The organism is Streptomyces sp. NPDC055749 (assembly GCF_053617235.1).
On the sequence record NZ_JBSHFH010000009.1, the window covers coordinates 166,149 to 182,287 of the forward strand.

At 66.6% G+C, this 16,139-nt stretch carries 11 protein-coding genes and 1 tRNA gene; 10 read left to right on the forward strand and 2 right to left on the reverse strand.

Going from position 1 to position 16,139, the window contains the following annotated elements:
- Positions 1-5: 5 nt before the first annotated feature.
- On the forward strand, positions 6-1,118 hold the full coding sequence (locus tag ACWGO0_RS09705) for a UDP-N-acetylmuramate dehydrogenase (protein WP_453530643.1): 1,113 nt from the start codon (positions 6-8) through the stop codon (positions 1,116-1,118).
- A gap of 21 nt (positions 1,119-1,139) precedes the next feature.
- Here the strand turns inward: ACWGO0_RS09705 and ACWGO0_RS09710 are convergent, their stop codons facing one another.
- Together ACWGO0_RS09710 and ACWGO0_RS09715 are read right to left on the reverse strand one after the other, a co-directional pair.
- A complete protein-coding gene (locus tag ACWGO0_RS09710; protein ID WP_453530646.1) occupies positions 1,140-2,153 on the reverse strand; it encodes an adenosine deaminase in 1,014 nt (337 codons plus the stop codon).
- A 137-nt stretch (positions 2,154-2,290) separates the two neighbouring features.
- Positions 2,291-3,517, reverse strand: coding sequence for a pyridoxal phosphate-dependent aminotransferase (locus ACWGO0_RS09715; RefSeq protein WP_453530649.1), 1,227 nt, complete (start codon positions 3,515-3,517; stop codon positions 2,291-2,293).
- A gap of 215 nt (positions 3,518-3,732) precedes the next feature.
- On the opposite strand from ACWGO0_RS09715, the gene ACWGO0_RS09720 reads away from it, so the two are divergent.
- From ACWGO0_RS09720 to ACWGO0_RS09760, 9 genes are all read left to right on the forward strand, one after another.
- Positions 3,733-3,805: transfer RNA gene (locus ACWGO0_RS09720), tRNA-Trp, on the forward strand.
- 106 nt (positions 3,806-3,911) lie between these two features.
- Positions 3,912-4,199 carry a preprotein translocase subunit SecE gene (secE, locus tag ACWGO0_RS09725; RefSeq protein ID WP_328905311.1) on the forward strand — a complete coding sequence of 96 codons (288 nt, stop codon included), beginning with the start codon at positions 3,912-3,914 and terminating at the stop codon, positions 4,197-4,199.
- A 73-nt stretch (positions 4,200-4,272) separates the two neighbouring features.
- Complete coding sequence (gene nusG, locus ACWGO0_RS09730; RefSeq protein ID WP_453530653.1) at positions 4,273-5,124, forward strand: transcription termination/antitermination protein NusG; 852 nt, start codon at positions 4,273-4,275, stop codon at positions 5,122-5,124.
- 175 nt (positions 5,125-5,299) lie between these two features.
- Positions 5,300-5,734, forward strand: coding sequence for a 50S ribosomal protein L11 (rplK, locus tag ACWGO0_RS09735; protein WP_024494105.1), 435 nt, complete (start codon positions 5,300-5,302; stop codon positions 5,732-5,734).
- A gap of 81 nt (positions 5,735-5,815) precedes the next feature.
- Positions 5,816-6,538 (forward strand): 50S ribosomal protein L1, encoded by a 723-nt coding sequence (gene rplA / locus ACWGO0_RS09740; RefSeq protein ID WP_453530657.1) that lies wholly within the window; start codon positions 5,816-5,818, stop codon positions 6,536-6,538.
- Positions 6,539-6,900: 362 nt separating this feature from the next.
- Positions 6,901-7,458: a 50S ribosomal protein L10 gene (gene rplJ, locus ACWGO0_RS09745; RefSeq protein ID WP_453530660.1), complete on the forward strand. Its 558-nt coding sequence runs from the start codon at positions 6,901-6,903 to the stop codon at positions 7,456-7,458.
- An 84-nt stretch (positions 7,459-7,542) separates the two neighbouring features.
- Complete coding sequence (gene rplL / locus ACWGO0_RS09750) at positions 7,543-7,926, forward strand: 50S ribosomal protein L7/L12 (protein WP_453530663.1); 384 nt, start codon at positions 7,543-7,545, stop codon at positions 7,924-7,926.
- 618 nt (positions 7,927-8,544) lie between these two features.
- Positions 8,545-12,030: a DNA-directed RNA polymerase subunit beta gene (gene rpoB / locus ACWGO0_RS09755; RefSeq protein WP_453530666.1), complete on the forward strand. Its 3,486-nt coding sequence runs from the start codon at positions 8,545-8,547 to the stop codon at positions 12,028-12,030.
- Positions 12,031-12,151: 121 nt separating this feature from the next.
- Entirely contained in the window at positions 12,152-16,051 is a 3,900-nt protein-coding gene (locus ACWGO0_RS09760; RefSeq protein ID WP_453530669.1) for a DNA-directed RNA polymerase subunit beta', read from the forward strand.
- Positions 16,052-16,139: the final 88 nt, after the last annotated feature.

Here is a 16,139-nt window from a genome sequence, read left to right on the forward strand (position 1 = left end):
TCCGCGTGTACGGTCCGTGGCCCCGCCCGAGCGGCAGGGCCACGGACCGTACTCTTGTCCCCGTGCAGGAACTCCACGACGCCCCCCTCGCCCCCCTGACCACCTTCCGGCTCGGCGGACCCGCGGCCCGCCTCCTCACGGCCACCACCGACGCCGAGGTGGTCGCCGCCGTGCGCGAGGCGGACGAGACGTCCACCCCGCTCCTGGTGATCGGCGGCGGCTCCAACCTGGTCATCGGAGACAAGGGCTTCGAGGGCACCGCGCTGCGTATCGCGACCAAGGGCTTCGCCCTGTCCGGTACGACACTGGAGCTGGCCGCCGGCGAGGTCTGGACCGACGCCGTCGCCCGGACCGTCGAGGCGGGTCTCGCGGGCATCGAGTGCCTCGCCGGAATCCCGGGCTCCGCGGGCGCGACACCGATCCAGAACGTCGGTGCGTACGGCCAGGAGGTGTCCACCACCATCTCGGAGGTCGTCGCCTACGACCGCCGCACCCGCGAAACGGTCACCATCCCGAACGCCGAGTGCGACTTCTCGTACCGTCACAGCCGCTTCAAGGCCGATCCCGACCGTTACGTGGTGCTCCGCGTCCGCTTCGAGCTGGAGGACGCGGACGGCCTGTCCGCGCCCCTGCGCTACCCGGAGACGGCGCGCGCCATGGGTGTGGAGCAGGGCGACCGCGTTCCCGCGACCGCGGCCCGGGAAACGGTCCTGCGGCTCCGTGCGGGCAAGGGCATGGTGCTGGACCCCGAGGACCACGACACCTGGTCGGCCGGGTCCTTCTTCACCAACCCCGTCCTGGCCCCCGAGGAGTACGAGGCGCTCCTCGCCCGCGCCAAGGAGCGCCTGGGCGAGGCCGTGACGCCCCCCGCCTTCCCCGCCGCCGACGGCCGCACCAAGACCTCCGCGGCCTGGCTCATCGACAAGGCCGGCTTCACCAAGGGGTACGGCACGGGCCCGGCCCGCATCTCCACCAAGCACACGCTCGCCCTCACCAACCGGGGCGACGCGACCACCGAAGACCTCCTCGCCCTGGCCCGCGAAGTCGTGGCCGGCGTGCACGCGGCCTTCGGCGTCACGCTCGTCAACGAACCGGTGACGGTCGGCGTCGGTCTGTAGGCCGCACCCTGCTGCGCGGAATCAGCAGCCGAGCCAGTCGTCGATCCCGGCCAGCAGCTTCTCCCGTACGTCCGAAGGCGCCGCCGACCCCCGTACGGACTGCCGGGCCAGCTCGGCCAGTTCCTCGTCGGTGAAGGCGTGGTGGCGCCGTACGAGCTCGTACTGGGCGGCCAGCCGGGAACCGAAGAGCAGCGGATCGTCCGCGCCGAGCGCCATCGGAACGCCCGCTTCGAACAGGGTGCGGATGGGGATGTCCGTCGGCTTCTCGTAGACCCCGAGCGCCACGTTGGAGGCCGGGCAGACCTCGCAGGTCACCCCGCTCTCCGCCAGCTTGCGCAGGAGCCGCGGGTCCTCGGCGGCCCGCACACCGTGCCCGATACGGGACGCGTCGAGGTCGTCCAGGCAGTCCCGCACGCTCGAAGGACCGGCGAGTTCGCCGCCGTGCGGGGCTGCGAGCAGTCCTCCCTCGCGGGCGATGGCGAAGGCACGGTCGAAATCACGGGCCATGCCGCGGCGCTCGTCGTTGGAGAGCCCGAAGCCGACGACACCGCGGTCCGCGTACCGCACGGCCAGCCGCGCCAGCGTGCGCGCGTCCAGCGGGTGCTTCATACGGTTGGCGGCGATCACGACCCGGATACCGAGCCCGGTGTCCCGGGCCGCGGAGTCCACGGCGTCGAGGATGATCTCGATCGCCGGAATCAGCCCGCCGAGCAGCGGGGCGTACGAGGTGGGGTCGACCTGGATCTCCAGCCACCCCGAGCCGTCCGCGACGTCCTCCTGGGCGGCCTCGCGCACGAGCCGCTGGATGTCCTCCGGCGAGCGCAGACAGGACCGGGCGATGTCGTAGAGCCGCTGGAAACGGAACCAGCCCCGTTCGTCCGTCGCCCGCAGACTCGGCGGTTCGCCGCCCGTCAGCGCGTCGGGCAGCCGCACGCCGTACTTGTCGGCGAGTTCGAGCAGCGTCGTGGGCCGCATCGACCCGGTGAAATGCAGGTGCAGGTGGGCCTTGGGCAACAGCCGTACATCACGCTCCATCCCAAGATCCTGCCGCACGGGCGTGCCCTCGCGGTAGCCGCTTTCCCTCTTGGGTCGGTCCTCGAACAAAAAAGCAGGCCCCCGGACCGGAGCCGGGGGCCTGCTTCTTTGATCGGGTGAGCAATGCGAGCGGGCAATCAGTCCTTGGCCTCGCCCAGCAGCTTCTGGATGCGCGAGACACCCTCGACGAGGTCCTCGTCACCGAGTGCGTACGACAGCCGCAGATAGCCCGGCGTACCGAAGGCCTCGCCCGGTACGACGGCGACCTCTGCCTCGTCCAGGATGAGCGCCGCGAGCTCGACCGAGGTGGCCGGGCGCCTGCCGCGGATCTCCTTGCCGAGCAGCGCCTTCACCGAGGGGTACGCGTAGAACGCGCCCTCCGGGACCGGGCACAGCACGCCGTCGATGTCGTTGAGCATCTTCACGATGGTCTTGCGGCGGCGGTCGAAGGCGGTACGCATCTCGGCGACCGCGTCCAGGTTCCCGGAGACGGCGGCCAGCGCGGCGATCTGGGCCACGTTGGAGACGTTCGACGTGGCGTGCGACTGCAGGTTGGTCGCGGCCTTCACGACGTCCTTGGGGCCGATGATCCACCCGACGCGCCAGCCGGTCATCGCGTACGTCTTGGCGACACCGTTGACCACGATGCACTTGTCGCGCAGCTCGGGCAGGATCGCCGGGAGCGAGGTGAACGTGGCGTCGCCGTAGACGAGGTGCTCGTAGATCTCGTCGGTCAGCACCCACAGGCCGTGCTCGACGGCCCAGCGGCCGATCGCCTCGGCGTCGGCCGCGCTGTAGACGGCGCCGGTCGGGTTGGACGGCGAGACGAAGAGGACGACCTTCGTACGCTCGGTGCGCGCCGCTTCCAGCTGCTCGACGGAGACCCGGTAGCCGGTGGTCTCGTCGGCCACGACCTCGACGGGGACACCGCCGGCGAGACGGATGGACTCGGGGTAGGTGGTCCAGTAGGGCGCCGGGACGATGACTTCGTCGCCCGGGTCGAGGATCGCGGCGAATGCCTCGTAGATGGCCTGCTTGCCGCCGTTGGTCACCAGGACCTGGGAGGGGTCGACCTCGTAGCCGGAGTCGCGCAGCGTCTTCTCTGCGATGGCGGCCTTGAGCTCCGGGAGCCCGCCTGCCGGGGTGTAGCGGTGGTACTTCGGGTTGCGGCATGCCTCGACCGCGGCTTCGACGATGTAGTCGGGCGTCGGGAAGTCGGGCTCACCGGCGCCGAAGCCGATCACCGGACGGCCGGCGGCCTTGAGGGCCTTGGCCTTGGCGTCGACGGCGAGGGTCGCGGACTCGGAAATCGCACCGATGCGGGCGGAGACCCGACGCTCGGAGGGAGAAGTTGCAGCGCTCATGGCGCCCATGCTCCCAGACCGGAAAAGCCGTCGGCACAGGGGTTTCAGGGACCGGACAGCACTCGGACAACATGCGGACAGGACCGGTCGGTTCCTATCTGTTCGACGCAGCGGCCCTGAGCACGTACACTCACCTGTCGTTGGCCTTCACCGGCCCTCACCGTTTCAGCACCCGGTCAATCCGGGGGGATGCGGTAGGTTGGTGGAAACCACAAAGGGTCGTAGCTCAATTGGTAGAGCACTGGTCTCCAAAACCAGCGGTTGGGGGTTCAAGTCCCTCCGGCCCTGCTACACACATCTTCGCCAGGATGTGTGCGCATGTACGTACTTCATTGCACAGTCGTGCGGCTCCCCCGGGCGCGGCACGGCCACGACCCGGAATCAGGTGAGTAGCGTGACGGACGCCGTGGGCTCCATCGACATGCCTGATGCTGAGGATGAAGTCCCCGAGTCGAAGAAGAAGACTCGGAAGGGCGGGAAGCGCGGCAAGAAGGGCCCCCTGGGCCGGCTCGCGCTGTTCTACCGCCAGATCGTCGCCGAGTTGCGCAAGGTCGTCTGGCCGACTCGCAATCAGCTGACGACGTACACATCCGTGGTGATTGTGTTCGTAGTCGTCATGATTGGTCTCGTTACCGTGATTGACTTCGGATTCGCGCGGGTCATCAAGTACGTCTTCGGCTGATCCCGCGAAGGGCGCCTCACAGGCGCCCCTTTCGCATGTTCCAGCCATTTGTATCCAGGAAGAAGCAGCCATCGTGTCTGACCCGAACCTGAACGACGCCGCCGAGCCTACGGTGGACGCCGTCGAGTCCGCCGAGGACGAGCTCGACATCGTTGAGGCGGCGGATTCCGTGGAGCCCGACCAGGCCGAAGCTGCCGACGAAGCCGCAGGTGAGCCCTCCGAGGAGGCCGCCGTGCACGTCGAGTCCGACGCTGAAGACGCCGACGACGAGAGCGCCGACGAGGAAGAGGCCGAGCCGGCCGCCCCCGTCGACCCCGTCGCAGCCCTGCGCGAAGAGCTCCGCACGCTCCCCGGCGAGTGGTACGTCATCCACACGTACGCCGGTTACGAGAAGCGTGTGAAGGCCAACCTCGAGCAGCGCGCCGTTTCGCTCAACGTCGAGGAGTTCGTCTACCAGGCGGAAGTCCCCGAGGAAGAGATCGTTCAGATCAAGAACGGTGAGCGGAAGAACGTCCGCCAGAACAAGCTCCCGGGTTACGTCCTGGTGCGCATGGACCTGACGAACGAGTCCTGGGGTGTTGTCCGCAACACGCCCGGCGTCACCGGCTTCGTGGGCAACGCCTACGACCCGTACCCGCTGACCCTCGACGAGATCGTCAAGATGCTCGCCCCCGAGGCCGAGGAGAAGGCAGCCCGCGAGGCCGCCGAGGCCGAGGGCAAGCCGGCTCCGTCCCGCAAGGTCGAGGTCCAGGTGCTGGACTTCGAGGTGGGCGACTCGGTCACCGTCACCGACGGCCCGTTCGCGACGCTCCAGGCGACGATCAACGAGATCAACGCCGACTCGAAGAAGGTCAAGGGCCTCGTCGAGATCTTCGGTCGCGAGACCCCGGTCGAGCTCAGCTTCGACCAGATCCAGAAGAACTAGCAGCTTCCGCAGGTTTCTGGACACATGCCTACCGAGCAGGTCAGACAGGCTCTCGCAGCCGTCTGACCTGCTCGGTTTTTGGTCGCGCAGCTATACCCGTTATCGTTGTGCGGTATGCCTGCATCCGGATGACCGGACGCGGGCGAAAAACTCTCACTAGGACCCGGAGAGAGCAATGCCTCCCAAGAAGAAGAAGGTCACGGGGCTTATCAAGCTCCAGATCAACGCCGGTGCGGCGAACCCGGCTCCGCCGGTCGGTCCCGCACTGGGCCAGCACGGCGTCAACATCATGGAGTTCTGCAAGGCCTACAACGCCGCGACCGAGTCGCAGCGTGGCATGGTCGTGCCGGTGGAGATCACGGTCTACGACGACCGCTCCTTCACCTTCATCACGAAGACTCCGCCGGCCGCCAAGCTGATCCTCAAGGCCGCGGGTGTGGACAAGGGCTCCGGCGAGCCGCACAAGACCAAGGTTGCCAAGCTGACGGCTGCCCAGGTCCGCGAGATCGCCACGACGAAGCTCCCCGACCTGAACGCCAACGACCTCGACGCCGCGTCGAAGATCATCGCTGGCACCGCCCGTTCCATGGGCATCACGGTCGAAGGCTGATCCAGCCCTTCAAGCCCTCAGTGGTAGGACCAAGCGCTGGTCCGCACCACGACTCCACACTCTGAAACCACAGGAGTAGAAGTGAAGCGCAGCAAGAACCTCCGCGCTGCGGACGCCAAGATCGACCGGGAGCGCACCTACGCCCCGCTCGAGGCCGTCCGTATCGCCAAGGACACCGCCGCCACCAAGTTCGACGGCACCGTCGAGGTCGCGTTCTGCCTGGGTGTTGACCCGCGCAAGGCCGACCAGATGGTCCGTGGCACCGTGAACCTCCCGCACGGCACCGGCAAGACCGCCCGGGTCCTGGTCTTCGCGACCGGTGACCGTGCTGCAGCAGCGGAAGCCGCGGGCGCCGACATCGTCGGCTCCGACGAGCTCATCGACGAGGTGGCGAAGGGCCGTCTGGACTTCGACGCCGTCGTCGCCACTCCGGACCTCATGGGCAAGGTCGGCCGCCTGGGCCGCGTGCTCGGTCCGCGTGGTCTGATGCCGAACCCGAAGACCGGCACCGTCACCCCCGATGTCGTCAAGGCTGTCAACGACATCAAGGGCGGCAAGATCGAGTTCCGCGTCGACAAGCACTCGAACCTGCACTTCATCATCGGAAAGACCTCTTTCGATGAGACGAAGCTGGTCGAGAACTACGCCGCGGCGCTCGAGGAGATCCTCCGTCTGAAGCCGTCCGCCGCCAAGGGCCGCTTCATCAAGAAGGCGGTCATGAGCACGACGATGGGTCCCGGCATCCCGCTGGACTCCAACCGCGTGCGCAACCTCCTCGTCGAGGAGGACCCGGCCTCCGTCTGAGCCCCCGTGCTCATCCGGTAGCCGCGTCACGGCATTCCGACGGGCCCCGTACCTTCCCAGGTGCGGGGCCCGTCCCCGTATCCCCAGGGACGCCGTCGAGGCCGGGCCGGGACGGATTTGCTCCGCGCGCCCCGGGTCACGTACTCTCCTGAAGAAGCCAAAGACCGCTGGTCGTTGCTGTGCTCTCGAAAGAGGGACCGGTGACCGAAGGCTCCGTCAAGAACGGACGACCTGCGCAGGTGACTGTGGAAAGCTCCCGGACTTCGTACGGTTGAGCTACGCCCTGGCACTTGTGCCGGGGCGTTTTGTTTTTGCCGGTCCCTTCTGAGCGGTCCTCATCACCCGGAAGGAGGCCGACGCTCATGGCAAGGCCCGACAAGGCTGCCGCGGTAGCCGAGCTGACGGACCAGTTCCGCAGCTCGAACGCCGCTGTGCTGACCGAGTACCGGGGTCTCACCGTGGCGCAGCTCAAGACGCTGCGTCGTTCGCTCGGTGAGAACGCCCAGTACGCCGTGGTGAAGAACACGCTGACCAAGATTGCGGCCAACGAGGCCGGGATCGACACGCTGGACGACCTGTTCTCGGGTCCGACGGCGGTTGCCTTCATCACCGGTGACCCGGTGGAGTCGGCGAAGGGTCTTCGTGACTTCGCCAAGGAGAACCCCAACCTCATCATCAAGGGCGGTGTCCTTGACGGTAAGGCGCTGTCCGCCGATGAGATCAAGAAGCTCGCGGACCTCGAGTCCCGCGAGGTTCTGCTCGCCAAGCTGGCCGGCGCCATGAAGGGCAAGCAGACTCAGGCTGCGCAGCTCTTCCAGGCTCTGCCGTCGAAGTTCGTCCGCACCGCGGAAGCGCTTCGCGCCAAGAGGGCCGAGCAGGGCGGTGCCGGTACGCCGGCTCCCGCCGAGGCTTCCGAGTAACCACTCGGCAGTCCAGCGGGCACCACGCACGCCCGCCGACATATACATCCGGCACCTGCCGAATTAGTGGAAGGACCCGCCATCATGGCGAAGCTCAGCCAGGAAGACCTGCTCGCCCAGTTCGAGGAGCTCACCCTCATCGAGCTCTCCGAGTTCGTTAAGGCGTTCGAGGAGAAGTTCGACGTCACCGCCGCCGCGGCCGTCGCCGTCGCCGGCCCCGCGGGCGCCGGTCCGGCCGCCGAGGCCGCTGAGGAGCAGGACGAGTTCGACGTCGTCCTCACCGCTGCCGGTGACAAGAAGATCCAGGTCATCAAGGTCGTGCGTGAGCTGACCTCGCTGGGTCTCAAGGAGGCCAAGGACCTCGTCGACGGCGCCCCGAAGCCCGTCCTCGAGAAGGTCGCCAAGGAGGCCGCCGAGAAGGCTGCCGAGTCCCTCAAGGCCGCCGGCGCCTCCGTCGAGGTCAAGTGACCCTGCGAGTCATCTGACTCCCCAGGACCGTCTCTGCCGCGAGGCGGGGATGTCACATCGCAAAGGGCGATCACCCATTCGGGTGGTCGCCCTTTGGCGTACCCGTGGCGGCTGCCTTGCTCTTCTGCCGGTGACGAGTATCGTGATCTTCGCCGTGCGCCTCTCAGGGGCCGCCAGCAGGCGTTCTGAGGCGTCCGGAGGGGATCTCCGGGGTTCCGTCCTGACGGAGGGGCCTTGACGAACCGCACGCGGCGCGCAATTCTCAGGACGCGTCGTCACATCGATCCGTATCCGAGGCATGGATCGAGAGTGAAGAGGGCAGTAAAGAAGTGCGCACCCCGCGCGAGGGCTAGGCATAGGTGTTGAGAACAGCTGTTGAGAGCAACGTGGGTCTCTGAGAACCCCGACTGGACATCAGTGTGGCCATTGGCTACACTGACCCTTTGCGCTGCCTGTTAGCTGCCTCCTGCCCGTCACCAGGGGCATACCCAGACTGAGCACCGATGACCGTTCATCTCTGACCTGGCCATTCTTGGCTGATTCGGGACGGACTGTCTCCGTGTCCACCTTGGGACCGGTACGCGCGTAGTGAGTCCGAGCCCTCGGAAGGACCCCCTCTTGGCCGCCTCGCGCAACGCCTCGACCGCGAATACGAACCACGGCGCCAGCACCGCCCCGCTGCGCATCTCTTTTGCAAAGATCAAGGAGCCCCTCGAGGTTCCGAACCTCCTCGCGCTGCAGACCGAGAGCTTTGACTGGCTTCTCGGTAATGCCGCCTGGAAGGCTCGCGTCGAGGCTGCTCTGGACAGTGGACAAGACGTCCCCACCAAGTCCGGCCTGGAGGAAATCTTCGAGGAGATTTCACCGATCGAGGACTTCTCCGGGTCGATGTCGCTTACGTTCCGCGACCACCGCTTCGAGCCCCCGAAGAACTCGATCGACGAGTGCAAGGAGCGCGACTTCACGTTCGCCGCGCCGCTCTTCGTCACGGCCGAGTTCACCAACAACGAGACCGGCGAGATCAAGTCCCAGACGGTCTTCATGGGCGACTTCCCGCTCATGACCAACAAGGGCACCTTCGTCATCAACGGCACCGAGCGTGTCGTCGTGTCGCAGCTGGTCCGCTCGCCGGGTGTCTACTTCGACTCCTCGATCGACAAGACGTCCGACAAGGACATCTTCTCCGCCAAGATCATCCCGTCCCGGGGTGCCTGGCTGGAGATGGAGATCGACAAGCGCGACATGGTCGGTGTCCGCATCGACCGCAAGCGCAAGCAGTCCGTGACCGTTCTCCTGAAGGCTCTCGGTTGGACCACCGAGCAGATCCTCGAGGAGTTCGGCGAGTACGAGTCCATGCGCGCCACCCTGGAGAAGGACCACACCCAGGGCCAGGACGACGCGCTTCTCGACATCTACCGCAAGCTGCGCCCCGGCGAGCCGCCGACCCGCGAGGCTGCTCAGACGCTGCTCGAGAACCTCTACTTCAACCCGAAGCGCTACGACCTCGCGAAGGTCGGCCGCTACAAGGTGAACAAGAAGCTCGGCGCGGACGAGCCGCTCGACGCCGGTGTGCTCACCAGCGACGACGTCATCGCGACGATCAAGTACCTGGTCAAGCTGCACGCGGGCGAGACCGAGACGGTCGGGGAGTCCGGACGTTCGATCGTCGTCGAGACCGACGACATCGACCACTTCGGCAACCGTCGTCTGCGTAACGTCGGCGAGCTCATCCAGAACCAGGTCCGTACGGGTCTGGCTCGTATGGAGCGCGTCGTGCGTGAGCGGATGACGACCCAGGACGTCGAGGCCATCACGCCGCAGACCCTGATCAACATCCGGCCTGTCGTCGCCTCCATCAAGGAGTTCTTCGGCACCAGCCAGCTGTCTCAGTTCATGGACCAGAACAACCCGCTGTCGGGTCTCACCCACAAGCGCCGCCTGTCGGCTCTTGGCCCGGGTGGTCTCTCCCGTGAGCGGGCCGGCTTCGAGGTCCGTGACGTGCACCCGTCCCACTACGGACGCATGTGCCCGATCGAGACCCCTGAAGGCCCGAACATCGGTCTGATCGGTTCGCTCGCCTCGTACGGACGCGTCAACGCGTTCGGTTTCATCGAGACGCCGTACCGCAAGGTCGTCGACGGCCAGGTCACCGACGAGGTCGACTACATCACGGCCGACGAGGAAGACCGTTACGTCATCGCCCAGGCGAACGCGACGCTCTCCGACGAGCTGCGCTTCACCGAGCCCCGCGTCCTGGTCCGCCGTCGTGGCGGAGAGGTCGACTACGTGCCCGGCACGGACGTCGACTACATGGACGTCTCGCCGCGCCAGATGGTGTCCGTCGCCACCGCGATGATCCCCTTCCTGGAGCACGACGACGCCAACCGTGCCCTCATGGGCGCGAACATGATGCGGCAGGCGGTGCCGCTCATCAAGTCGGAGGCTCCGCTCGTCGGCACCGGCATGGAGTACCGCTGCGCCACCGACGCCGGTGACGTGCTCAAGGCCGAGAAGGACGGTGTGGTCCAGGAAGTCTCCGCGGACTACATCACCGTCACGAACGACGACGGCACGTACACCACGTACCGCATCGCCAAGTTCATGCGCTCCAACCAGGGCACCTCGGTCAACCAGAAGGTTGTCGTCTCCGAGGGCGACCGGGTCGTCGCCGAACAGGTACTCGCCGACGGACCGGCCACCGAGAACGGTGAGATGGCCCTCGGCAAGAACCTGCTCGTGGCGTTCATGCCGTGGGAGGGTCACAACTACGAGGACGCGATCATCCTGTCGCAGCGCCTCGTGCAGGACGACGTCCTCTCCTCGATTCACATCGAGGAGCACGAGGTCGACGCCCGTGACACCAAGCTCGGCCCGGAGGAGATCACCCGGGACATCCCGAACGTCTCCGAAGAGGTCCTCGCGGACCTCGACGAGCGCGGCATCATCCGTATCGGTGCCGAGGTCACGGCCGGAGACATCCTCGTCGGCAAGGTCACGCCCAAGGGCGAGACCGAGCTGACGCCGGAGGAGCGTCTGCTCCGCGCGATCTTCGGTGAGAAGGCGCGCGAGGTGCGCGACACCTCGCTGAAGGTCCCGCACGGCGAGATCGGCAAGATCATCGGCGTCCGCGTCTTCGACCGCGAAGAGGGCGACGAGCTGCCGCCGGGCGTGAACCAGCTGGTTCGTGTCTACGTCGCGCAGAAGCGCAAGATCACCGATGGTGACAAGCTCGCCGGCCGTCACGGCAACAAGGGCGTCATCTCGAAGATCCTGCCGATCGAGGACATGCCGTTCCTGGAGGACGGCACCCCGGTCGACATCATCCTCAACCCGCTGGGTGTCCCGTCCCGAATGAACCCGGGACAGGTCCTGGAGATCCACCTCGGCTGGCTAGCCAGCCGCGGATGGGACGTATCCGGCCTCGGTGACGAGTGGGCCCAGCGCCTGCAGACCATCGGCGCCGACCAGGTCGCCCCCGGCACCAACGTCGCGACCCCGGTCTTCGACGGTGCCCGTGAGGACGAGATCACCGGCCTCTTCAAGGCCACGATCCCGAACCGCGACGGCGACCGGCTGGTCCAGCCCTCGGGCAAGGCCAACCTGTTCGACGGCCGCTCCGGCGAGCCGTTCCCCGAGCCGGTCTCGGTCGGCTACATGTACATCCTCAAGCTCCACCACCTCGTCGACGACAAGCTCCACGCTCGTTCGACGGGTCCGTACTCCATGATCACCCAGCAGCCGCTCGGTGGTAAGGCTCAGTTCGGTGGACAGCGCTTCGGTGAGATGGAGGTGTGGGCGCTCGAGGCTTATGGCGCCGCTTACGCCCTCCAGGAACTGCTGACCATCAAGTCCGACGACGTGACCGGCCGCGTGAAGGTCTACGAGGCCATCGTCAAGGGCGAGAACATCCCCGAGCCCGGCATTCCCGAGTCCTTCAAGGTGCTCATCAAGGAAATGCAGTCGCTCTGCCTCAACGTGGAGGTGCTGTCCTCGGACGGCATGTCCATCGAGATGCGCGACACGGACGAGGACGTCTTCCGCGCTGCGGAAGAGCTCGGTATCGACCTGTCCCGGCGCGAGCCGAGCAGCGTCGAAGAGGTCTGACGGGCCTGGCCGGGGCCTCCTCGTGAGGCCCCGGCCGCCCCGGACCGTTCAGACCATGCTGAAGCGCCCCATCGTCTCGCTGACGCGAGGGGCTCGACCCTGAAAGAGGGATTGACGACAAGTGCTCGACGTCAACTTCTTCGACGAGCTGCGGATCGGCCTTGCCACCGCGGACGACATCCGGACCTGGTCGCACGGCGAAGTGAAGAAGCCGGAGACCATCAACTACCGCACGCTCAAGCCCGAAAAGGACGGACTCTTCTGCGAGAAGATCTTCGGTCCGACCCGGGACTGGGAGTGCTACTGCGGCAAGTACAAGCGTGTCCGCTTCAAGGGCATCATCTGTGAGCGCTGCGGCGTCGAGGTCACTCGCGCCAAGGTGCGTCGTGAGCGGATGGGCCACATCGAGCTTGCCGCTCCCGTCACCCACATCTGGTACTTCAAGGGCGTCCCGTCGCGCCTCGGCTACCTGCTGGATCTCGCTCCGAAGGACCTCGAGAAGGTCATCTACTTCGCTGCGTACATGATCACGTTCGTGGACGAAGAGCGCCGCACGCGTGACCTGCCCTCGCTGGAGGCGCACGTCTCCGTCGAGCGTCAGCAGGTCGAGAACCGTCGCGACTCCGACCTGGAGAACCGCGCCAAGAAGCTCGAGACCGACCTGGCCGAGCTCGAGGCCGAGGGCGCCAAGGCCGACGTACGCCGCAAGGTGCGCGAAGGTGCCGAGCGTGAGATGAAGCAGCTGCGCGACCGTGCGCAGCGCGAGATCGACCGCCTCGACGAGGTGTGGAGCCGCTTCAAGAACCTCAAGGTCCAGGACCTCGAGGGCGACGAGCTGCTCTACCGCGAACTGCGTGACCGCTTCGGCACGTACTTCGACGGCTGCATGGGTGCCGCTGCTCTGCAGAAGCGCCTCGAGTCGTTCGACCTCGACGAGGAGGCCGAGCGCCTCCGCGAGATCATCCGTACCGGCAAGGGCCAGAAGAAGACCCGTGCGCTCAAGCGCCTCAAGGTCGTCTCCGCGTTCCTGCAGACCAGCAACAAGCCCAAGGGCATGGTGCTCGACTGCGTGCCGGTCATCCCGCCGGACCTGCGTCCGATGGTGCAGCTGGACGGTGGCCGCTTCGCGACCTCCGACCTGAACGACCTGTACCGCCGTGTGATCAACCGCAACAACCGCCTCAAGCGTCTCCTTGACCTCGGTGCCCCCGAGATCATCGTGAACAACGAGAAGCGGATGCTGCAGGAGGCCGTCGACGCGCTGTTCGACAACGGCCGCCGCGGTCGCCCGGTCACCGGTCCCGGTAACCGCCCGCTGAAGTCCCTGAGCGACATGCTCAAGGGCAAGCAGGGCCGATTCCGTCAGAACCTTCTCGGTAAGCGTGTGGACTACTCCGCGCGTTCCGTGATCGTCGTCGGCCCGCAGCTGAAGCTGCACCAGTGCGGTCTTCCCAAGGCCATGGCGCTGGAGCTCTTCAAGCCGTTCGTGATGAAGCGCCTGGTCGACCTGAACCACGCGCAGAACATCAAGAGCGCGAAGCGCATGGTCGAGCGTGGCCGCACGGTCGTGTACGACGTCCTGGAAGAGGTCATCGCCGAGCACCCGGTTCTCCTGAACCGTGCGCCGACGCTGCACCGCCTCGGCATCCAGGCCTTCGAGCCCCAGCTGGTCGAGGGCAAGGCCATCCAGATCCACCCGCTCGTCTGCACCGCGTTCAACGCGGACTTCGACGGTGACCAGATGGCCGTGCACCTTCCGCTCTCCGCGGAGGCGCAGGCCGAGGCCCGCATCCTGATGCTGTCCTCGAACAACATCCTGAAGCCGGCAGACGGCCGTCCGGTCACGATGCCGACCCAGGACATGGTGCTGGGTCTGTTCTTCCTGACCACCGACGGTGAACTCCGTGACACCAAGGGCGAGGGCCGCGCGTTCGGCTCCACGGCCGAGGCGATCATGGCGTTCGACGCCGGCGAGCTGGCGCTCCAGTCGCCCGTCGACATCCGCTTCCCGGTGGGCACCATCCCGCCGCGTGGCTGGGTGCCGCCGGTCGCCGAGGAGGGCGAGCCCGAGTACCAGCCAGGTGACACCTTCCGGCTGCGGACGACCCTGGGCCGCGCGCTCTTCAACGAGCTGCTGCCCGAGGACTACCCGTTCGTCGACTACTCCGTCGGCAAGAAGCAGCTCTCCGAGATCGTCAACGACCTCGCCGAGCGCTACCCCAAGGTCATCGTGGCGGCGACGCTCGACAACCTGAAGGCGGCGGGCTTCCACTGGGCCACCCGTTCCGGCGTCACCGTCGCCGTTTCGGACATCGTCGTCCCCGAGGCCAAGAAGGCCATCGTCAAGGGCTACGAGGACCAGGACGAGAAGGTCCAGAAGCAGTACGAGCGCGGTCTGATCACCAAGGACGAGCGCACGCAGGAGCTCATCGCGATCTGGACCAAGGCGACCAACGAGGTTGCCGAGGCGATGAACGCGAACTTCCCCAAGACGAACCCCATCTTCATGATGGTTGACTCGGGTGCCCGAGGAAACATGATGCAGATGCGTCAGATCGCCGGTATGCGTGGTCTGGTGTCCAACGCCAAGAACGAGACGATTCCTCGTCCCATCAAGGCGTCCTTCCGTGAGGGCCTCACCGTTCTGGAGTACTTCATCTCCACGCACGGTGCCCGTAAGGGTCTGGCGGACACCGCCCTGCGTACCGCCGACTCGGGTTACCTGACCCGTCGTCTGGTGGACGTCTCGCAGGACGTGATCATCCGTGAAGAGGACTGCGGCACCGACCGTGGCCTCAAGCTGAAGATCGCGGTCAAGGGTGCCGACGGCGTGCTCCGCAAGACGGACGACGTCGAGACCTCGGTCTACGCCCGCATGCTCGCCGAGGACGTCGTCGTCGACGGCAAGGTCATCGCGCCTGCCAACGTCGACCTCGGTGACGTCCTGATCGACGCCCTCGTGGGCGCCGGCGTCGAGGAGGTCAAGACCCGCTCGGTCCTGACCTGTGAGTCCGCGGTCGGCACCTGTGCCTTCTGCTACGGACGCTCGCTCGCCACCGGCAAGCTGGTCGACATCGGTGAGGCGGTCGGCATCATCGCCGCCCAGTCCATCGGTGAGCCCGGTACCCAGCTGACGATGCGTACCTTCCACACCGGTGGTGTGGCCGGTGACGACATCACGCAGGGTCTGCCGCGTGTCGTCGAGCTCTTCGAGGCGCGTACGCCCAAGGGTGTCGCCCCGATCTCGGAGGCGAAGGGCCGCGTCCGTATCGAGGAGACCGAGAAGACCAAGAAGCTCGTCGTCACCCCGGACGACGGCAGCGAGGAGACGGCGTTCCCGATCTCCAAGCGTGCCCGTCTCCTGGTGGGCGAGGGCGACCCGGTCGAGGTGGGCCAGAAGCTCACCGTCGGTGCCACCAACCCGCACGACGTGCTGCGGATCCTCGGTCAGCGCGCGGTCCAGGTCCACCTGGTCGGCGAAGTCCAGAAGGTCTACAACTCGCAGGGCGTGTCGATCCACGACAAGCACATCGAGATCATCATCCGGCAGATGCTGCGCCGTGTGACGATCATCGAGTCCGGCGACGCGGAGCTGCTGCCGGGCGAGCTGGTCGAGCGGTCGAAGTTCGAGGTCGAGAACCGTCGTGTGGTCACCGAGGGCGGTCACCCCGCCTCCGGCCGTCCGCAGCTGATGGGTATCACCAAGGCCTCGCTCGCCACCGAGTCGTGGCTGTCGGCGGCGTCCTTCCAGGAGACGACCAGGGTCCTGACCGACGCGGCGATCAACGCCAAGTCGGACTCCCTGATCGGCCTCAAGGAGAACGTCATCATCGGTAAGCTCATCCCGGCCGGTACGGGTCTGTCCCGCTACCGCAACATCCGGGTCGAGCCGACCGAGGAAGCCAAGGCCGCGATGTACTCGGCCGTCGGCTACGACGACATCGACTACTCGCCGTTCGGCACGGGCTCCGGCCAGGCCGTTCCGCTGGAGGACTACGACTACGGTCCGTACAACCAGTAGGCAGGTCGTTCGACGACCGGAGGGCGGTCACTCCGTTGCGTACGGGGTGGCCGCCCTCCGGCGTATCCGGGGCCGGCGCGTGGCGGCG